The sequence below is a fragment of the Secundilactobacillus paracollinoides DSM 15502 = JCM 11969 genome (assembly GCF_001311135.1).
Taxonomy (GTDB): domain Bacteria; phylum Bacillota; class Bacilli; order Lactobacillales; family Lactobacillaceae; genus Secundilactobacillus; species Secundilactobacillus paracollinoides.
In genome coordinates, this window is record NZ_BBAG01000026.1 from 1 (window position 1) to 20,204 (window position 20,204).

The window sequence follows — 20,204 nt, forward strand, 5'->3', positions numbered from 1 at the left end:
CGACAAGACATCTGGCGGCAACAAGGTCTCAATGCGGTTCATGAACACCTACATGACGTATGCCCCAGACATCGAACCAGAAAACTTCGATGTGTGCCCAGTCTTATTGACCCATTCTTGGACAAGATCACCAAGGTAAAGGTAACACGGACAACGCTGCGGAACGGGTCACACTACCCAATTGAAGCCACGGCTTTGACTGATCTGCACCGCGAAATTTTGAACTTCTTACATGAGAATAATGCATAGAGAGCAGAACAAACCGGTTAAAGACTGGAGCAGAAGCGGACTATGTTATAAAATCCCGGTTTGGATTTTGTAACATAGTCCGCTTCTGTGCAAGTCATTGGTTTGTGGCACTCGTTTCGGCACGGTCGCTAGAAGACACCTTTCAAAAATTTTAGGTGATGTCACCCCCAATCCATCCTGACCCCGATTCAGATTAATTGTTGTCCTTATCACTTATCGTTATACTAAAACCGATAAGCTAATTTACAGCAAGGGAGACAACATCATGAAAATTTTAGTTATTGGTGCCCACGGTCGGGTAGGGCAACGCATTGTGAATCAGTTAAATGATAAGGGTGATAACGTTTTGGCCGGGTTGCGTGATGAAGCGCAGTTCAGCACATTTAACGGCGAACACATTACCCCGATTTTATTAGATATTCAGCAAACCACTGTAGCGGCACTCAGCGCCCAAATGGCCGGCGTTGACGCGGTCGTTTTCAGTGCTGGTGCCGGTGGCGGTGGTTATGACCGCACGATGTTGATCGACCTGGATGGTGCGGTTAAGGCCATGCAAGCAACGGAACAAGCTGGCATCAAACGCTTTGTTATGGTCAGCGCAATGGGCACGAGCAGTCGGGCAACCTGCGGATGCGATTCGGCCATACTACGCCGCTAAGTTCTATGCTGACCACTGGTTGATCCATGATACAGCTCTCGATTACACGATCTTGCGGCCGTCAACGTTGAGTGACGATTCCGGAACGGGTAAAATCACCATCAATGCCAGCGATAAGTTGGATAACGGTGCTAAAACAGTGAGCCGTGATGATGTGGCTGCAGTTGCGGTTGCCGTGTTACATGATGATCAGACGGTTAAACAAACGATCAGTTTTACCGGTGGCAAGACGGCTATCCAGTCAGCAATTGATGCCGCAGCAAAATAGATGATCAGTGGGCTCCAACTGGTGAAGCCTACAAAAAAGTCCATCGACATACCACATGTCAGGGACTTTTTTCTATTCGGGTTGCTTGCGCGGCCACATTTTTCGGAAGTTCAGCTGCATAACGAGCAGGGCAATCATGATAAGGACGCCGCCGATCAACAGGTCGTTGGTGAAGGGTTCAAACCCAAACACAACGGAGAAGATACTGCCAAACATGGATTCTGTCATTAAAATGATACCGGCTGGTGTGGCATCGGTAAAGCGCTGGCCGACAACTTGCAGGGTCTGGGCACCGAATGAGGAGAAGATTCCGAGGATGATAACGGGCAGGATCCCCGCTTGCCAGTTAATGCCGGAGAAGGACCCACGCTCAAAAATGAGGGCGTAGATCAGGCCGAATACACCCTGAGTGATACCTAGCATAAAGGAGAGAACCCAGGGATTCATATCGGTTGCAGGCAGGCTGAAGTACACGATTTGCAGTGCGTAGAAGAGTGCCGAGACGATGGTCAGTAAATCGCCAATGTGCAGCGAAACGCCGTGGTCAACGATACCGGTGAGAAACATCATGCCAACCATACAGATAATAATTGCGGGATACGTTTTAAGTTCAGGTCGTTTGTGAAAGAAAACGAACATGATGATGGGAATCATCACAACATAAATGGCTGTTAAAAATGCGTTATTGGCCGGCGTTGTATGCATCAAGCCCATGGTTTGAAATTGAAAGCCTAAAAAGTTAATAATGCCGGCCGTTAAGCCAACGCGAAAGTCCACCCAACTCATGTGGTTGATGGCTTTGTGGAAGACCAGGTACGCTAGTCCAGCGTAGATCAGTCCCCGAATAGCGTTGATCGTCCCGGCTTGCATCCCAGCGTTCGTCGCCTGTTTGGAAAATAGGTAACCGGCACCCCAAATGACGGCGGCGACCAGCAACATCACGTTGGCCCTTCCTTTGGATATACTCATGATGGCGCCCCTCGCTTTCTTTGATTGTCACCAAACCATGATAGCATTGATATGGTGGGGATTACCAGCATAAATGAGTAGAATATGGATAAATATTTAGTTTTATGCATTTTGCTGTGTATAAGCCTTTTGTGGTAATTAAAAAAGACCCAGACACTAATTTTGCCTGAGCCTTTTTTAATTAGTGGTTCTCGCTAGTATCCGTAATCTCAGTAGACTTTTCTTGGTTCCGCAACAGCAACGCAGCAGCCAAACCGCCAACGATCGCGATGATTGCGGCGCCAACTGACACAGCAGCCGTTCCGTTATCGTAAGCGTGGACAACAATGCGTTGGAAGTCCTGCGCAAATGGCATGTGGCTCAACCGCGCAGAGAAGGCGATGTTGTGGCCAGAGAATGGACCGGCAGTGATCAGCGCGTCCTTTAAGCCGTGGTAGGCTTGTGTTGGCATGTTGATGCTGCTTAAATGGGCATTGAGGTAGGATTCGTAACGGGAATCTTGAATCAGCCTAAGCCAACGACCCCAACGGTGATCCCGATTTGCCGGAAAACGTTCAATAAGCCGGATGCCATTCCCATTTCTTGAGGGGCGATCCCTTCCAGACCAGCGGTGTTCAGGAGTGGGTTGACCATCCCATTGGTGATCCCCATGAGGACCATGCCAGGCCATAGATCAACGAAGCTGACGTTGGGACCGATAGCGTTGGCCAACAGCAGGAAACCGATCCCACCCAGGAACATGCTGAGGATAATCATCCACTTCTTGGAATACCGGGCACTGAGGATGCCGGTAATGGGTCCCAAAATTAATGACCAGACACTGATGGTGAGTTGCCGCACCCCAGTTTGGATGGCGGAGTAGCCAATATAGTTTTGCATTAAGGCGGTCAGGAATGTGTTGTAAGAGTAGATGCCGGCACCCAACGTAAAGGCGACGATCACGATCCAACAAAGTGGGCGCTTTTGAACATCTTGAGGTTGACCATTGGTTCCTTGATCTTTGATTCTGCGAAAATGAAGATGATCAGGCAACGATACCGCCAACGAGCCAGCCGGCAACGCGACCGTCAGTCCAGGCCCAGTGCGTGTGGCCTTCCTTGACGATCAGGCCGTAAACAATCGCAAACAGGCTGACTGTGGATAGGATCATGCCAATAAAATCGATCTTTTGATTTTTCCCGTAACTTGGGGTTTCTTTCACGTAAATGATGGTGAGAATGACGGCAACAATGCCGAATGGGACGTTGACGTAGAAGATGGATTCCCAACCGAAATGTTCAACCAGGTAACCGCCGATCAGCGGCCCGGAAGCACTGGATAACCCGATGATGGAACCGAGGATCCCAAGCGCTGTCCCGCGGGCACGGCCATCAAAGTTGGAGGCCACCAGTGCCATGGAGAGGGTCATCATCCCAGAACCGCCAATGGCTTGCACCCCACGGCTGATATCGAGCATTAATAGACTGCTGGCCATCCCGTTGACGGCCGAAGCGATGACGAAAACGATCATTGAGGCAAGAAAAATCTTCTTACGGCCGAACATATCGCCAAGTTTTGACATAATTAAGAGTGAAACAGCGTATACCAGCGTGTAGGCGTTCAGCACCCACTGCAGGTTCGTAAAGGTCGTGTTAAATGACTTCACCATAGTTGGCAGCGCCACGTTCACAACGGTGACGTCCAGCAACCCCATGAAGACCCCTAATCCCATGGCGCCCAATGCGATCCATTGGGCGGTGGTGGTTTTTGTTTTTTCTTGCATGTTAAAGTTCCCCCTGTAATTCTTCTTGGCACTGGGTGATCCAGGCCAGCTTAGTGTCGCAAATTGACATGCTGAGTTCAAGCGACCGCAGCGACCAGGCCAAAACGGTTTTATCCGTAATTTCAGATGCCAGCTTATCCGTCAAATGGTGGTAGGTGGCATCAAAACTAGCTCGGTCAGTATCGACAGCAGCCTTGTAATCAGCTAAGATCTGCGCGCGTTCAGCAGGTGTAACGGTTCCGAGGCCCCGAAGTTTGAAACGAAACATGGATTCACGTTTAGCATCCATTTCGATCGGTTGACTCATCAGGTCTTGAAGCCGGTCACGACCGGCGTCGGTAATGTGGGCAATTTTCTTAGCCCGCGGGCTATCGTTTTCATGCGCCAGGGTAATGTAACCAGCCGCCGCCATTTTATTGAGCAGCGGGTACATGACCCCGTTAGAAATATTGCGCCGCGGCACCAGTGACCCGCCGAGGACCTGACAAAGTTTATAACCCGACATATCACGGATGAGAGCATAATCAAAATTAATAATTCGTACATATCGGCCTCCGTTACTGAAAATTGCAACTTTCCTAGTATAGGTCGTGACGACATATAGTGCAAGTGTTTTTTATTATTTTCTGAAAAGTATCTTCAAATGAAAACAGCTAATGAAAAACGGAGACAAGGCATCTCGAGTGGAGATACTTTGTCGCCGTTAGTTGGCGTTACATTCAATTAGCTTAGGTACTTTGCGTCCATCGCTGCATCCTGGCTCGTCAAGATCTTCGGGCCATCTTCAGTAATTGCAATGGTGTGTTCAAACTGGGCACAGTCTGAACCATCGTCCGTCACATAGAATTCCCAGTCATCGCCAGGATCTTGTTTTGCCACAATGTCGGAGCTGCCCGTGGTGATCATCGGTTCGATGCAGATGGTCATGCCGGCCTTCAACCGTGGCCCGCGGCCTGCTTCACCATAGGCGGGCACGTCTGGACTCTCGTGCATGGTTGGCTGAATGCCGTGACCAATGAGCGCCTTAACGTTACCGTAGCCCTTTGACGTCACGTAGCTGTCAATTGCATCACCAATATCGCCGACCCGGTTGCCGACGACGGCCTGTTGGATTCCCAGATAAAGCGCCTTTAGCGTGTCGTCCATCAACGCTTGACGTTCTGGAGACAGTTGGCCACAAGCGTAGGTCCAGCAAGAATCTGCAAGGTACCCGTGCCAGTTCACAACGGTGTCGACCGCCACAACATCGCCGTCTTTCAGCAATAGGCCCTTGCGTGGCATGGTGTGTGCCACTTCATCGTTGATGGAGACGCAGGTCGCATACTTATAGCCTTCGACCCCTTTTTCTTCAGGGGTTGCGTCGTGGTCCTCGATATATTTTAAACTGAATTTTTCGATGTCCCAGCTGGTGATGCCGGGCTTGATAACATCGCGAAGGGCACGGTGCATGCCAGCCAGAATGGCGCCGGCTTTTTCCATGCCTTCGATTTCGCGAGGTGATTTTAATGTGATCATTGTCTGTTTGCTCCTACAAGTTAAGTTAGGTTAAGTTTACCACAGTTGTTCACGGCTGGAAATTCGTGCTAAATGGTACAAGCTAATCGGTTGATAATGTCAATTTTCGGGGGATAATAGGCCGCAAAAACGAGGTGATCACGATGAAAATGACAGTTGTTGTGCCAACTTATAATTTAGGTGCTTACGTGAAGGCGATGTTGGCAGATCTGAAAGAACAGACAGTGGATTTTGAAGCTTGGTTAGTGGATGATGGGTCGACGGATGGCACGGCAGAAACGCTGGCGGATTTTGCACGCGGCATCCCGATGTTTCACGTGGAACAACTTCCGCATCAGGGTGTCTCATTTGCCCGTAACTTCGGCATTGATCACGCAACAGGGGATGGCATCGCGTTTGTCGATGGCGATGATATGATCAAGCGACCTTCGTTGAACGCCTGTCCCAGGGACTGGATCAAGATGCAGTGCTGTCGGCGGTCGGCTATGATTGGCACCGGCGCTCAACACGAGAGTCCCACGAATTTGTTGTGCTGGATCAAAAGGATATGTTTACTCAGGTCTCCAATCACGGCACCGAAGTGGGCGGGTATGTGTGGAACAAAGCGTTTAGCAAGAAAGCGCTGGACGCCAACAAAATTAGATGTGATACGACGTTGCACATTGCGGAAGATTACCTATTTACGGCAACCTTTGTGGCTAAGACGCCGGGTCGGTACATCTATGTGCCTGAGGTACTGTATACGAAGCGTAATCGACCGGATAGTACGATCCACACGGTGAACCGCGCGCAGGAACCGGTGGTGTTTGAGCGGATTTATGAGTTGGGGGATTTGATTAAGTAGAGAGCGGAGGAAAACGGTAGGAAGCGGAGTGTAAGCCAACTCTGGCAGAAATGCCTGGGCTTGGCATTTGTGTCAGAGTTGGCTTACATGCAGCTTTCAGTTTTCCGAAGCTCGTTTCGGCACGGTTGCCTAGAAAGTAGCTGCCTAAAGCTCAACCATCCTGTTTTACACCGATTAAAAAGACCCATCAAACGATTGTCTCCGTTTTGTATGGGTCTTTTATTATGGATTGTTGTTTTCTATCATGGGTTTTGCAGTCAAAGTGATCTGGCAACTGTTCTCCCTTGTTACATAGACTAAACGCGTTCCGCAAGGCTGAGGGCTCCTGTGTAAGCGACTCTGGTCAAAAAAGTCAGGACCGGACTTTTCTGACCAGAGTCGCTTACACTCCGCCCTCAAAACGCCTTGCTCCACGCTCTACTGCCCGATCCCACTATTACTAAAATCAGACAAAATCCGCCGTGTAAACCGCTGCAGCCTAGCCTTCAAGAAGTAGCCCAGCAGCAGTGTCACGCCGATCATCAGCAGTAACGCAAAGGCGTCCGTGAAGACCGTCACCATATTTGGCCCGCCGACTGCTTCTCTAAAGCCGCCCACACTGTATGCGAACGGGAAGAGGTGGTAGACGGCGCGGAAGAAGGCTGGGTTCAATTGGATCGGGTAGAGTGCCCCGGAACCGGCTAACTGGAGGGCCACCAGGAAGATGACCACCGCTTTTCCTAAGTTCCCAAAGGTCGATGCCAGGGTGTACACAATCGTTGTGAATAGGATTGAAGTGAGGAACCCGAACAGCAGCATGATGAACAGGCTTTCCACCTGGACGTGCAGCAACAATACCGAGCTGAAGATGATGACGGCCGTTTGAATCAATGAGACCGTGCCAAACGTCAGCATTTTGCCAAAGTATTCTTCATGCACCGTCATGTTTTTGAAGCGGCGGTTCTCTCGTGGAATCTTGGTGTGAAGGACCATGACCAGCATTGTGCAACCGACCCAGATCGACAGGGTGATGTAGGTGGGTAGGAAGGCCGCACCGAACGTGCTGACCTTGTAGATGCTTTCGTCCTTGACGTTGAACAGCGAGACCAGCGTGTGGCCCATGGTCTTCGGGTTGTTCTGCAGGACCGTGATAATTGAAACGATATCGCTGTCGCTAGTCAGTTTGAGTTGATTGGCAATGTTGGAAATGTCGTCTTGATAACTGGTGAGTTTGCTGTTGAGGGCAGCGCTGCTGGAAGCAATCAGTTTGTTACCTTGAATCGCATTGTTCAGATAGTCCTGATTGATGCCCTTAGCCTGCTGAAGCTCGCTTAGAATGGTTTGCGACTTAGTCACTGCATAGATCAAATGCGTGCTGATACTGTCTAAATGGCCCTTCACTGAGGTGTTGTACTGTGTCAGCGCGGAACTTAGGTTGCTTGAGATCTGCCGCGTGTTCGTGAGTGAGCAGCTGAATGTCGCCGCTTGTTAATTTACCAGTGGTGTTCAGCGTTGATTTGAGAGATTTCAGCTGGGTCTTCGTGGCATTTAGGAGAGAGACCGCGTTACCCAGGGTGTTATTGAGACCGGTCAAGCCTTGGAGCTTAGCCTGCCCGTTGACACTCTTCAAAAATGATTGCAGTGGGGTGATCTGACCCTTTAACAGATCGACCTGTGAGATGGCGCGATTTAACGTGGTGCTGACGGTACTGCGACTGCCTGAGCTCACTTCTGAATTTAACTGGTTCAGGGTGTGATTAAGCCGTGACGCCCCGGCATTAGCGCTTGATAGGTTGGTGTTTAAACTGGTAAAGGCTTTGTTGATCGTTTTTTGTACCGAACGCAGGGATGAGATGGTTTCAGTGTTCGTGGTTTGTAGCACATCCACGTTTTGAGAAGCCGTCATCACGGGCTTTAGTCCGGTTAGAATCGATGCCATATTTGTGGATGTCTGGCTGATCTCACTCATCGCACCGGTTGCGAGACTCATACTGTTGCTCAGAGTGATGATCCAGTCCTTTAATTCCAGAATTTCTGCGCTTTGGCTCTGAGCCTTGTTACCAAGGATGTTTAATTTGCTGAAAATGGTGGTATTGACGGTTTATAGAAAAGTGGTTTGCACCTGATTGACCAGCGTTTTTGCGGCCGTTTCAGTAATCTTGCCGCCCATGGGACTGTCACGGCTATTCGCCCGGTAGACCAGTTTGGCCTTATGCGCGTGACTGCCCGCGATACTGGAGAGCGATTTTGAAAAGTTTTTCGGGATCACGATCTCCGCGTAGTACTGGCCGCTGCGTAATTTAGTCGTGGCGGTCTTCGCGGACGCAAATTTCCAATTCAGCTGGTGGTCATTTTTCAAGGTCTTAACCACCGTTTGGCCGACGTTGAGTTTTTGTCCAGCGAGTGTGGCGCCCTGATCCTTGTTCACCACGGCAACGGGGATATTTTTAATTTCTGATGTATCATACGGATTCCAGATGGCCCGTACGTTGATCAGGGTATAGAGGCTCGGCAGAATGCACAGAGCCAGGAATGTGATGATCACAAACGGCGACGAAAACAGCGCCCGTAGATCACGTTGATAAATTGCTTTGACGTTTGACATTAATTTCTCCCTATATAAGTGACGACGGTAACGATTTTGGCGCTTCCTAAATAGTTTAGGTTAGTCCTGCGGTAAATTCAAATACGCGATGAATGGGGGTCAACACCTGTTATGATTCAATAAATCAAACATTTGCTATATAATTGTACTAAATAATGGTTAAAAACGCACGATGGCGCACTTTTTAGCAATTGTGTTTTTGACAATTCAAGGGTTCATGACCGTGACCATGCCAGAAAAGACCGGTTTTGGTGGTATACTTGTGTCCCATTGACCCAATAAAAATGACCTTTATTTTTTTGCGGAACTTATCTATAATAACTTGACTATTCAAATTTTAAAAGGAGTTTTATTTATGAAGAAGCCAGTCCTACTTGTTGCCCTCCTGACCAGTATCCTGTTTCTGGTGACCTGTTTCTGGTGACCTGTTTCTGGTGACCACCACAAATCAGGCGGATGCGAAAACGAAGTCTGCTACAATCCTGTCGACTAGAACGCTGACCAAGACGCCATACCACGCTACTAGCGGGTATTTATACACGTCCGCTCATTTGACCAAGAAGGCCCATAACGCTGATAACTATCCGTTGACGACCTTCTACGCTACCAAGTCAGATACGGTGCGTAAGTCGAATGGTAATAAAGCCGTTTACTACTATGTGAAGAATGGCAACGGCAAGGTTAAGGGATGGATCTGGCGCGGTCATCTTGTGCGGATCATTGACACAAGTTCAAAACTGAAACAGTTTAACGAACTGATTGGCTTGATCGACTCAACGACCACCAGCACGCATAACCAAATCGTTTCCTTATTGAAGACACTTGGCAGCAACAGCAACACGACGCTAACCACGTTGACATCGGATCTGACCACGTTGCAAAATAGCCTGACGAACAGTTCAGACATTGCCAAGGTGAAGGAAATTATTTCGATTCTGCAAAGTGATTTCAGTACCGGCATTACGAATCTGTATAATTTAACCACGGCACTTCACGGTCTGACCACGAATTCTAGCTCGCTGATCAACTTATTGCTCAGCCAAATTTCGAGTGCGTCTTAATTAAACAGCAACTTACCTAAGCGTTGTCTTGAGACCAGAGAGTTTTGGGGCGATGCTTTCGTTTGTTTTATTTAGTGTCTTTCTATGTTATCTAGCCTAAACGTGTTCAGCAAGGTGGCCTGGCAGGTGATAGTCCGTTGCATTCCGCAATTTGGCACTCCGTGTGGTGGCTCGCGACTGAGCTAACTCGATTTCTGCTGCGCAGCTCTCGAGTGGATCTCAGTCGTCTCGCATGTCACTAAATGGTCAAAGAACGACCATTAAGTGACATCGACACCACAGCTCCGTGCCAAATTGCTGCATTCCACTGACGTTGCGCTTACTTTTTACCATCGGTTAAGCATCACAATAGCGTTAAATCGAGTTCGAAGAGAATCCGCTCTCGACTGCGGTAAGCCCATTGACAGCAATGCTTTTGGCAATGGGCTTGGACCCGGTAACGATTGGTCAACAGGTTTCATGACAGCGTTTATGAAGACTAACAATCTATGATGACTAACACAAGTATCGCAACGAAGCGACCTGATAACGCTCAAAGCCCCTCAGCACGGTACGACAGCCTTTAAACACCTTTTTACACACTCTCGGAGGTCCTCATGCACAACATTTTTAATCTCATCAAAAAAGATTTTCATAACATCTTCCACCGTCGTGCCATCTGGATCACGTTGCTGGCATTTGCCCTTATTCCCATGTTTTACGCGGTGCTCAACATTCAAGTTTCTTGGAATCCCTATTCGCCCAAAAATACCAGTCGGCTGGAAATTGCCGTGGTGAACAGCGATGAAGGGGGGGCGCTTAAAGGACAGTCGTTTAACGTCGGTGACCGGATCATTAAGCAGTTGCGTAAAAATCACGCGATTCACTGGGTGATCACGAACGACTGGGCGGCGAACAACGGGTTGGAAAATGGTCAGTATTACGCCATGATCGAGATTCCAGACGACTTTTCGTCTAAGCTGGCCACGTTTACGACCAGTGACCCGCAGAAACCCAACGTCATCTATAAATCAAACGAGAAACTCAATCCTGCAGCAACCAAGATCATTGGGCAAGCCAAGGATACGCTGACTGACACGATTCGCCAGAATTTTATTAAAACGAGCACCAAGGAGATTCTCCAGGTCGCCAATCTTGCCGGCGAGCAAATTCAGGACAAGAAGCCAGAGATCCTGCAAGTTCGCAGTTCACTGACGGATGCCATCAAGACGATCAACAAGACGCAGACGACGCTGGCGAACGTCAACAAAACAAACGTGAAGACCAAGGCCGCGTTGCAGGAAGTGAAGACTAACATTCCGGTCATTTCCAGTCAGATCGATGACCTGCAGGATGACATTTCCAGTACCAAATCCTTGAACAGTTCGACGCAGAAACTGAATAGTTCACTGAAATCGAACTTGGCGGATGGCATCAACGCGTTGCAGACGCAGGGGACAAAACTGCAGAATACCGTCAACGCTTTACCATCGGGGAAGATTTCCGGTACGACGCTGACGAGAACTACGGCAACGACAACCTCACTGTTAAACGGTATCAACGACACACTGAGCGACAATCTGCGGGTGCTGGATATCCTGAATAATTTCATTCCAAACAACACCACGACGTCGCTGATCAAGTCGATCAGTACCGCAAAACAAAATGTGAACAAACAAAAGTCGATAGTCAAAAAGTTGAAGACTACGGGTGCTAGTTCAAAACAGCAGGCGCTCGTGAAACAGTTAAAGGCTGGCGCAAACACGTTAAACACAGACTTGGACAACGCGTACACAGACTTTAACGCAACAACTAGCCCGGCGCTCGACAGCCTAAATAATACATTGAACAGTAATCTCAACGGCAACAGCCAGGTCGTTTCATCAATGAAGTCAGTGCTGCCAGAGTTAAAGGCCATGGCCAACGCTGGGAGTATCACAACGTCCCAAACTAGCGATATCAGTTCCCGGTTAGGTAAAATTAAAACGACGCTGAAGACCTTAGACGGCCAGATGCGTTTCCTCAACGAAAAGAACCTCGATACCGTTATCAAACTGCTAGGCACTGATCCTAATCTGTCGTCGATCTTGTCATCACCAATCAAGCTACAGACCAAGGAAATTTACCCGATGAAGAATTTCGGCTGGCAGATGACCCCATTCTACTCAGTATTGGCACTATGGATCGGGTCGCTGTTGCTGTCGACCATCCTGGCATGGAAGTACATTTTGCCGGATAAGAAAAATGGCCTGCACCGGCCAAACACGTTTGAATCGTACGTTGGTAAATTAACCGTTTACCTCACCATGGGCTTCTTCCAGGCAACCTTCGCGTTTATCGGCGAAATGCTGCTGGGGGTGCGACCGGTCCACTGGTTCTTGTTCCTACTGGCGTTCTACGCAGTGAGCGTGACGTTTACGATCATCATGTTCAATCTCGTCTTCATGCTGGGCAATGCCGGAAAGGTGGTGATCGTCCTGCTGATGCTGATCCAATTGTTCGGGACCGGCGGGGTGTATCCACTAGAAGTCGTGCCAAAGGACCTAGCAGCACTGGCGCCATTCATGCCGTTCACGTATGGCATTCAGCTCTTTAGGGAGGTCATGACAACGCCAAACTGGCCGGTGGTCGGCCACGATGTGTTGATGCTGCTGGTATTTATCCTGTTCTTCACAGTGATCATGGTGCTGAGACGCGTGTTTGAGAAGCGCGTGTTTAGGATGGAAGAGGATATGAAGAAGGCGCGTCTATAGAGTGCGGAAGAAGGCGGTTAAGGGGCGGAGCATAAGCGAGTCTGGTCAGAAAAGTCCAGGCCTGACTTTTTTGACCAGACTCGCTTATGCAGTAGCCCCTTGCCTTCTGGAGCATGTTTAGTCTCGAGGACAGAGACCCACAGAGCAAAACGGGTCTTTAGCAAAATTTCATTCAGAAAAGTCCGAACCTGACTTTTTTGCCCAAAATCGCTTACGCAACATTCCCCAGCCATCAATAGCAAATTCAATCTCAAAAATGGCACACAATCCACAACAACTTAAACAACAACAAACTCGATTACGCTGACTTAATTATCAAAAAAGAGGTCAATCCCACCTTGCCAATACCATTGCGGTATACTCTGATTTAGGAGTGCATTGATTACCTAAATTTGGGGGTTAGAGGATTGACACTATACATAAACATAGGCGTTCTAGTCTATTTCATTTACCAACAGTTCAACTTTGGTATTGTGAACCGATTCAAGTACCTTGCCTTACCGGTTTTTGCATTGTATAAACTAGCTACGATTCCCGGATGGCAATGGTCAGATGTGCCATGGGCGATTCTAATTGCCGCTATTGGTCTGATGATTAGTTGGTACCAAGCCAAGGGGACGAAGGTTAGGGAAGAGCATTTAGCTAAATATTATTTCCGGAATAAAGATAATGATGAGGTGCCTGTATACACGCATGCAGTGACGGCTAAGGGCGGGACTGCTTATTTGTCAGGTTGGGTGATTATTATCATCGTTGAATTTGGCCTTGAGGTCGTTTTTTCACAACTCACTTTGAACAATTCAAATTTGTATCACTTGGTCGTTAATGAGGCCTTAGAAACGATAGCGACTGCATATGCGATGGCTAACCCTGGTCATGGCAGCTGGTCAGTTTGGTCATTGACCTTTTTTACCAGCGCAGGCTACACACTTTGGTTGATGAGAAAATCATCGTTGGTGAAAGACACGTTGCTCAATCGTGAACCGTTTGAAATTGTGGATGAAGACTAAAAAAACTTTCGTTAAAACGACATAGTTGTCGCTCAACGAAAGTTTTTTAGTCTTGTCGAGGTGTAGCCGGCGCCATCGTCAACTGCACCGCTAAAACAACGGTAATCAACGCAACAAGAAACAGCGCAGAAATCGGCCAAACGAAGGCAAGAATCATGCCGACAATATAACCGCCATACAGAATGATCCGCGTTCTAAGATTATTTGACGCGTCTCGTTTAACCTTTGGATTATCGCGAATGATCTGCTCGTCCATTAATTGAAAGATCAGCGCCCAGATCAAGAGGATAACAAGATAGAACAGTTCAGGTACTGCGGCATCAGGATGTTCGCCAACCCAGGCCGTCGCGAACGGCACCAGCGTGAGCGTGAATAACCACATACCGTTATAGAGAAACGTTTTGGTAGTAATTAACTTGGCTTTATTGAACGCATTGTGGTGTGAATACCAGACAATGTAAATCAGCGTGAAACTAATAATGTAGGACAAAAGTACGGGCCAATCCGTTAATAACCCGCGCAGTGAGTCCGTCTTTGGTGTGTGCAATTCCAGTACCATAATTGTCGCAGCAATGGCGATCACATCATCAGTAAAGGCTTCTAGACGTGCTTTGTTCATATGTATCACCCCTCAATTATTAGTATAAACTAGGGATGATGATTTATTAATGCGAAACACTTGGCATATGGACTAACAATCGCTTTGCATAATAGTAAGCAATTTTTCTTGCTATGAAGTCAGCTTCATAGTTTATACTTCGGTAATGTTAAATAAAGTACTCGTAAGGAGGGGTTCCGGATGACTTATACAACCAATGAAGTTGCCAAAAAGGTCGGTATGACAGTCTCACAAATTCATTATTATGATCGGCTAGGATTAATACCAAACCTTGATCGATCAACAAACGGTTATCGTGACTTTTCGGAAACGAATCTTGTTTGGTTAACGAAATTGAAGCTGTTTACAGACTCAGGAATGTCGCTTAAGGATATCCAACAGCTCACTCAGTTGGTTGGTGAAGGGAAGCTTGAAACGGTGAAAAAACGCCGCGAAATTGTTGAAGACCATATTTTTCGACTCGTGCAACAAGAGTCTGAAATTCACGACCAAATTACTTACCTGCACCAATTCTTAGACGAGTACGATCACTTAGAAGGGAAGTCATAATGAATGAAAACTGTTTTAGTTCTAGGGGCAACTTCGCCAACAGCACAGGCATTTATTCGGTTGATGGAAACAGAATTTTCGGATTATCAACTGCGTTTATTTGTCCGTAACGAGAGCCGGTTGCCACGAGATGAACGGCAACAGCATACTGTCATTATCGGAGATGGGTCCTCGTATGACGACTATGTAAAGGCATTGAACGATGTTGATTATATTTACAACTCGATCGGTGGGCTTGAAACAGGACCCTATACGCAATTGCTCATTCAGGCAATTCGAGATACGAAAACGTCAATTCAACGTGTTGTTGATATATCGGCAGGCGGTATTTACGGCGAATACTTGTCAGGCGACCTGCCATACCTATCCACAGTTCGTTTCAGACATCCCGAATATACGAGAGATCAGTTGAACAAACTTGAATGGTATAAGGAATCGGGCTTGTCCTTTACGATTTTTCGTCCTGGCTGATTCAAAACGGACCTGAAACACAGATCATTACACATACGCCAAACTATTTGAAAATAGCACCGGATGAATTTGCGATTAATAGGGCAACTTTTGCGCGAGCTGCGGTTAACGCGCTATTTAAAGATGATTATCATAATCAAAGCGTGTCTGTTTCAAATGGGAAGAAACTCTAGTTTAAGCAGGTTAATGCGGACTGAAGTCATCAGTTGCATTGCATATTCGTTTAATGTTTCATATGAAACACCCGGTTCCCCGATTTAGCAACTTTTTTAGCTATGGTCTAATTACCACACTTGCTGTAGGATTATACTAATGACTATATTAGTTTGATTTCATGAAAGGGGAGATAGTGTTATGAAACATAAGATTATTGGGGCAATTGCTTTAGGGGCGGCTTTTTTCGCTGTTGGAACAACTGCACAAGCTTCTAGTCATAGTACGATTCCGACGAAGTTGCGGGGGACTTGGTATCAACCTAGTTCAAGTAAATCGTATTCAGTGATGGGGATTACTACCCATACAGTTTCTTTGTGGACAGCAAATAATTCAGGCAAACGGACTTCTAAAAAAACGACTGTGTTAACGTCTTCAGCTAAAAATTATAAACAACTCTATGTGACTAAGAGTAATGCCTTTAGCAAAAACCGTTACTGGTATCAGTTACCAAACATCAATAAGCAAATTCCTGGTGGTTTTACGGATGACTGGGGCTTCTGGACTTACACCAAGAAAATTGGCTCAAAGAAGTACAGTGTGTTAGGGACGTATCAACGACAAGGTTACGTTGATGCATACTCCAAAACGCGAACACACCATAACTTTTCCTACACTGCCAACTCGCAAAAGGCAATGGATGCCTTGGGTTACAAAAAATAGCGTCAAAAAAGACCAGTTCACAACGAACTGGTCTTTTTGTATCGCCATTTAGTTATCCTTCGGTGCCATAATCGCCTTCAATGATCGGAACATCATTCGATCAAACATCTTGTAGGACAGCTTACGAGCGGCAATCACCAACATATTAGAAGCATGGTCGGGCAGGTAGCGGGTCTTTGGCTTTCGGGCGTTAATGGCCGTTAAAATAAGTTCAGCAATCGTATCAGGGGTGGTTGAGAAGTTGGAGAAACCGGAGTTCTTGGCATAGCGGTCAACAATATCCCGGTAGGCGGAGTTGGCAGGTGTCTGTTCCAAGAGTTTCTTGGTGGCAATACCGCCCCATTCCGTTTTTGTACCGCTTGGTTCAACGATGATGACATCGATGCCAAAACGTTTCACTTCCATGCGCAGCGTGTCGCTTAATGCTTCCAATGCGTGCTTTGAAGCGTAATACCAGCCAGCAAGCGGGGAGTAAATTTGACCGCCGACGGATGAAATATTGATGACCTTACCTGCGTGCTGATGACGCATTGCGGGTAGCACAAGTTGTGTTAGATTCATCAGTCCAAAGACGTTCACATCAAATTGGCGTTTGGCTTCTTCCGGTGAAACGTCTTCTAAGGCACCCTGAGCGCTGTAACCAGCAGAGTTAACAATGACATCAATCGTGCCGCTTTGAGCGAGGACGTCGCTGACAAAGGCCTGATTTGAGGCCTGGTCAGTCACATCTAACGCGTGAACGTGAATGCCAGCGTCAGCGAGATCCTGCATTTTTTCAACACGACGGGCACCAGCAAACACGGTATAGCCTTGTCGATTCAATAGTTGGGCAGTTGCTTTACCAATTCCAGCGGATGCACCAGTAACAATAGCAGTTTTCATAAAATTATTTCTCCTTTTTAAATAGTGAACGTTCAGTTATAAAACCTTAAAAATGAAAAGCCTAATCCAAAACTAGGCTTTAATGACTTTCCAACATAGATTAACAGCAGTCCTAATTTGCGCGTCATCGGGATCAACATGGTGGCCGTAGTTGGCCTTCATCCATGAATTGAGGGCGTTAAACGTAAATGAAACGATCATCGGGAAGGGGATATCGGCAATCTTGCCGCTATCTTTCCCTAACTTGATCAACGCGAGAATGTCGTCGTTGTTGTGCAACATTTTTTGGTAGACGTTTTGTTCAATCAGTTCCGGGGTGTTGTTTACAGCGTCCATGAAGAAGGCTTGATCAGGATGCGATAGTAACGTTTCAACATAGTGCGTAAACATCCGCTTGAGTTCGGCTTCGACGTCAACGTCAGGGCTGGTATCGACCTTCGTCTGGCTATCTAAGATGTCCCTAGCCTCAACGTACATTGAGGTCAGCATTTCTTCCTTACTTGCATAAGTGAGATAAATAGTGGCTTGTGAGACACCCGCTTTCTTTGCAATTTTGGACATGCTTAAATTTTGATAGCCTTCATTGATGGTGATATCGTAAACGGCCTGTTTGACGGCAGCAACTTTATCCATATCTTTTTCGCATGTTGCTAATATAACTGAACGTTCAGTTATTGTCAACAATTAACCTCAAAAAATTTCCTGGGAAATAAAACGAAGTTAGTCTAAGGTGCATTACAAAAGGAATTTTGGCTTATATGCCTAATTTTAAAAAGAGGCCTTTTATTGCTGATGGGGGAGTGATGCAACATTCTGGTCTATAGGTTACCAATAAGCGTTCGTGTATCATCATGACCTGCGATGTAAAAGAAAAGTGGACACTAAAATCGCCACTTGGATCACTATCAATCTAAGTGGCGACTGGCCATTGCACGCTGCAATGATAATGACTATACACGAGTAAATCACTTGTGCCGCAAGCGATGAACGATGCTAAAACCGAGAATAATGATTGCCACTAATAAGCATAAGTAGCCCACCGGTAACAGGAAGAAAAAGGGTTCGTGCAGGATCCCGTTTGACCCGATCCAACTCGGTGCCACGAAGGTTTCAAATAAGAAACAGGCGATTCCAATCAAAAAAGTTACAGCAGCGGCGAGGTTGAGTCGTGCCCGGTGGGTTTTGTTGCCATCTTTGATCAATTTAGTTTGCATGGTTTGGTCTCCTAAAATTAAAGTGTCTAGTGTGACATGAAAGACTTCAGCGATAGTGACGACGGTTTCTAAATCTGGTAAATTCCGCCCTGTCTCCCAACTGGAAATGGTCTGCCGCGAGATGTGAAGTTTAGTTGCCATTTCTTCTTGGGTGAGATGATGCTGTTTTCGAATGGTGTTGATCTGACGATTAAAATCCATAGTCTTCCCTCCTACCGAATAGTATACGCAAGGTAGGCTGAAAAAGCCCGATTGCCTGGTGGCATACTGCTATTGCTGCGCGCATTTTATGATTTAAGTGCTATTTCCTGGGAAATAACGTTTGAAATGTTGCCGGGTGCTAAGACTAGGCAGCTGTTACCCTATCAGGAGTAGAATGGGGCATAATACCTTTTCGGCTACAAATAGTAGCAGCCAATAAAAAAGGGAGGGAGTAGACCTCATGACCACACGAAAACCATCTAAACCCACAATTGATGCACGAATCCGAGCTGCTTATTTAGATTTATTACAGACAACTCGATTTGATCGCATTAAGGTTAAGACCTTAATTTTAAACGCGGGCGTGAGTCATGGCAGTTTTTACATCTACTATGATTCTGCTTTAGATGTTTTGGAAGACATCGAGGACCAGTTTCTTGAACAATTAGCGGCAAAGTCCTACACGCCGCAAGCAATGTATCAGGATGCTCATCCCACTGACGAGTTGTTCAACAAATTGACCAGCATAACGGAACAGATGCCCACATTTAAGCGGCTGTTAGGCCCCAATGGCGATCCTTACTTTGAACGGAAGATGAGCCGCTTTTTTGATAAAAAATTGGACGACTATTTTCAAAATACGCCTTCGCAAGATCCGCTTTCGCAGCAGTTGATTCAACAGGCAGTCGATGGTGCCCGCTGGTCGTTATTAACCTGGTGGGCACAGCATAGTGAACAACTGTCAACAGCTCAATTGGCCCAATTTTTATATCAGTATATGAAGATGATCGTTACTTTAACAACAAAATAGACGCTGCCACCTGAGCAACGTCTAGTAGATTTAACCTATTTCTGGTTCGCAATCAGTTGTAGTGCGCCACCAAGTTCCAGAGCAAAATGGATCGTATGACCGTCTGCGATAGCTTTGGGTGCGTCTTTGGGACAGAAATAGGACGACACAATATCCAGACCGTTATCAAGTGGTTGAATTTGATGAACGGCACCAACGTGAATGTTGAAGTTATCGTGCTTAAGAAAGGTCGCGCCACTTAAAATACCAGGGTGATCGGCGAGTCGTTGTACATCGGCATAATCTGGAATCGTTTTGCTGCCAGTACCGTAAGTGAGTGTTGGCTCGCCCAGCATGCCAAAGGTTTCCATGATGGTCTGCTGTTCCGTAGTGACATCCCCAGCCACGTAGTAGTGTTCTGGCATGATCTGAAATGGCAAATCACCATTTTGAACGGTGCCCATGGCCGTTCCAAAGCTTGCGGGGTCAATCCCGTGAGCAGTGATGTGGGTTGTGCCGACCCAACAGCCTTGCTCATCAATTGGCCGCTGATTGAAGGTGTGCCAACGAGTGTCTGAATCAATTAAAATCGTTTTGAAGAGGTCGAGTGTGCCTTCTGGTCCGAGGGCCGTGTGGGTGGCCACGGCTAAATCAAGGACTGCGTCGGGTGCCATCCAGTTGAGTGCGATTGCTGTCACTGGTTGGCCATCTTGTGTTTTGGGCGTGACACCAAGGTCAATGACCTCGTGGAGAAAATGCAGGGCGCGCTCATACTTATAGCGATTCAGTTGTGTTTCTGAATAGGGTTCGTTGTTGATTTCAATTGCTAGGTTAAAGGTTGTCATGATGAGACCCTCTTTTCGTTTTAATAAGTCTAGGATAACGGGTGATGCACAGTGATGCTGGAAGCAATTGGACGGACTGTCCATTTTTTAGACAATTCGCGTAAA

General features: G+C 47.0%; 18 protein-coding genes and 3 pseudogenes. 9 read left to right on the plus strand and 12 right to left on the minus strand.

Features of this window, described 5'->3' with window-relative positions; genetic code table 11:
* The first annotated feature begins 514 nt into the window (after positions 1–514).
* Positions 515–1,175 (plus strand): annotated as a pseudogene (locus tag JCM11969_RS09360) (SDR family oxidoreductase).
* Positions 1,176–1,247: 72 nt separating this feature from the next.
* On the opposite strand, the gene JCM11969_RS09365 reads toward JCM11969_RS09360, so the two are convergent.
* From JCM11969_RS09365 to map, 4 genes and pseudogenes are all read right to left on the minus strand, one after another.
* On the minus strand, positions 1,248–2,144 hold the full coding sequence (locus tag JCM11969_RS09365) for a DMT family transporter (RefSeq protein ID WP_065928572.1): 897 nt from the start codon (positions 2,142–2,144) through the stop codon (positions 1,248–1,250).
* Positions 2,145–2,325: 181 nt separating this feature from the next.
* Positions 2,326–3,906, minus strand: a pseudogene (locus tag JCM11969_RS09370) (MFS transporter).
* Between the two features lies 1 nt (position 3,907).
* Positions 3,908–4,369, minus strand: coding sequence for a PadR family transcriptional regulator (locus JCM11969_RS09375; RefSeq protein ID WP_263850047.1), 462 nt, complete (start codon positions 4,367–4,369; stop codon positions 3,908–3,910).
* A 260-nt stretch (positions 4,370–4,629) separates the two neighbouring features.
* Positions 4,630–5,421 carry a type I methionyl aminopeptidase gene (gene map / locus JCM11969_RS09380; RefSeq protein ID WP_054710750.1) on the minus strand — a complete coding sequence of 264 codons (792 nt, stop codon included), beginning with the start codon at positions 5,419–5,421 and terminating at the stop codon, positions 4,630–4,632.
* A 134-nt stretch (positions 5,422–5,555) separates the two neighbouring features.
* On the opposite strand from map, the pseudogene JCM11969_RS09385 reads away from it, so the two are divergent.
* A pseudogene (locus JCM11969_RS09385) lies at positions 5,556–6,265 on the plus strand (glycosyltransferase family 2 protein).
* 417 nt (positions 6,266–6,682) lie between these two features.
* Here JCM11969_RS09385 and JCM11969_RS09390 read toward each other — a convergent pair.
* The 3 genes from JCM11969_RS09390 to JCM11969_RS09400 form a co-directional block, all read right to left on the minus strand.
* A complete protein-coding gene (locus tag JCM11969_RS09390; protein ID WP_162231469.1) occupies positions 6,683–7,645 on the minus strand; it encodes a YhgE/Pip family protein in 963 nt (320 codons plus the stop codon).
* Positions 7,593–8,234: a hypothetical protein gene (locus JCM11969_RS09395; RefSeq protein ID WP_054710754.1), complete on the minus strand. Its 642-nt coding sequence runs from the start codon at positions 8,232–8,234 to the stop codon at positions 7,593–7,595. The genes JCM11969_RS09390 and JCM11969_RS09395 overlap by 53 nt, the downstream gene beginning before the upstream one ends.
* A gap of 111 nt (positions 8,235–8,345) precedes the next feature.
* Positions 8,346–8,849, minus strand: a complete 504-nt coding sequence (locus JCM11969_RS09400; RefSeq protein WP_054710756.1) for a YhgE/Pip domain-containing protein — start codon at positions 8,847–8,849, stop codon at positions 8,346–8,348.
* Positions 8,850–9,283: 434 nt separating this feature from the next.
* Between JCM11969_RS09400 and JCM11969_RS09405 the strand changes: the two genes are divergently transcribed.
* From JCM11969_RS09405 to JCM11969_RS09415, 3 genes are all read left to right on the plus strand, one after another.
* Entirely contained in the window at positions 9,284–9,910 is a 627-nt protein-coding gene (locus tag JCM11969_RS09405; RefSeq protein WP_054710758.1) for a hypothetical protein, read from the plus strand.
* 596 nt (positions 9,911–10,506) lie between these two features.
* Positions 10,507–12,642, plus strand: coding sequence for a YhgE/Pip domain-containing protein (locus JCM11969_RS09410; RefSeq protein WP_054710760.1), 2,136 nt, complete (start codon positions 10,507–10,509; stop codon positions 12,640–12,642).
* A gap of 407 nt (positions 12,643–13,049) precedes the next feature.
* Positions 13,050–13,652, plus strand: a complete 603-nt coding sequence (locus JCM11969_RS09415; protein WP_054710762.1) for a hypothetical protein — start codon at positions 13,050–13,052, stop codon at positions 13,650–13,652.
* Between the two features lie 46 nt (positions 13,653–13,698).
* On the opposite strand, the gene JCM11969_RS09420 is transcribed toward JCM11969_RS09415, so the two are convergent.
* The gene (locus tag JCM11969_RS09420) at positions 13,699–14,271 is read right to left on the minus strand and encodes a TMEM175 family protein (protein WP_054710764.1); all 573 of its coding nucleotides are present in this window, start codon (positions 14,269–14,271) and stop codon (positions 13,699–13,701) included.
* A 180-nt stretch (positions 14,272–14,451) separates the two neighbouring features.
* Between JCM11969_RS09420 and JCM11969_RS09425 the strand changes: the two genes are divergently transcribed.
* The 3 genes from JCM11969_RS09425 to JCM11969_RS09435 all read left to right on the plus strand — a co-directional run bounded on the left by JCM11969_RS09425 (position 14,452) and on the right by JCM11969_RS09435 (position 16,167).
* Positions 14,452–14,820: a MerR family transcriptional regulator gene (locus tag JCM11969_RS09425; protein ID WP_054710766.1), complete on the plus strand. Its 369-nt coding sequence runs from the start codon at positions 14,452–14,454 to the stop codon at positions 14,818–14,820.
* 3 nt (positions 14,821–14,823) lie between these two features.
* On the plus strand, positions 14,824–15,291 hold the full coding sequence (locus JCM11969_RS09430; protein WP_225353219.1) for an NAD(P)H-binding protein: 468 nt from the start codon (positions 14,824–14,826) through the stop codon (positions 15,289–15,291).
* Between the two features lie 354 nt (positions 15,292–15,645).
* Positions 15,646–16,167 (plus strand): hypothetical protein, encoded by a 522-nt coding sequence (locus tag JCM11969_RS09435; protein ID WP_054710768.1) that lies wholly within the window; start codon positions 15,646–15,648, stop codon positions 16,165–16,167.
* Between the two features lie 48 nt (positions 16,168–16,215).
* On the opposite strand, the gene JCM11969_RS09440 is transcribed toward JCM11969_RS09435, so the two are convergent.
* The 3 genes from JCM11969_RS09440 to JCM11969_RS09450 all read right to left on the minus strand — a co-directional run bounded on the left by JCM11969_RS09440 (position 16,216) and on the right by JCM11969_RS09450 (position 18,464).
* Entirely contained in the window at positions 16,216–17,049 is an 834-nt protein-coding gene (locus JCM11969_RS09440; protein ID WP_054710770.1) for an oxidoreductase, read from the minus strand.
* Positions 17,050–17,121: 72 nt separating this feature from the next.
* On the minus strand, positions 17,122–17,682 hold the full coding sequence (locus JCM11969_RS09445) for a TetR/AcrR family transcriptional regulator (protein ID WP_054710772.1): 561 nt from the start codon (positions 17,680–17,682) through the stop codon (positions 17,122–17,124).
* 332 nt (positions 17,683–18,014) lie between these two features.
* A complete protein-coding gene (locus tag JCM11969_RS09450; RefSeq protein ID WP_054710774.1) occupies positions 18,015–18,464 on the minus strand; it encodes a helix-turn-helix domain-containing protein in 450 nt (149 codons plus the stop codon).
* A 241-nt stretch (positions 18,465–18,705) separates the two neighbouring features.
* Between JCM11969_RS09450 and JCM11969_RS09455 the strand changes: the two genes are divergently transcribed.
* A complete protein-coding gene (locus JCM11969_RS09455) occupies positions 18,706–19,275 on the plus strand; it encodes a TetR/AcrR family transcriptional regulator (protein ID WP_054710776.1) in 570 nt (189 codons plus the stop codon).
* A gap of 35 nt (positions 19,276–19,310) precedes the next feature.
* Here JCM11969_RS09455 and JCM11969_RS09460 read toward each other — a convergent pair whose 3' ends face one another.
* The gene (locus JCM11969_RS09460; RefSeq protein ID WP_054710778.1) at positions 19,311–20,099 is read right to left on the minus strand and encodes a hypothetical protein; all 789 of its coding nucleotides are present in this window, start codon (positions 20,097–20,099) and stop codon (positions 19,311–19,313) included.
* Between the last annotated feature and the right edge of the window lie 105 nt (positions 20,100–20,204).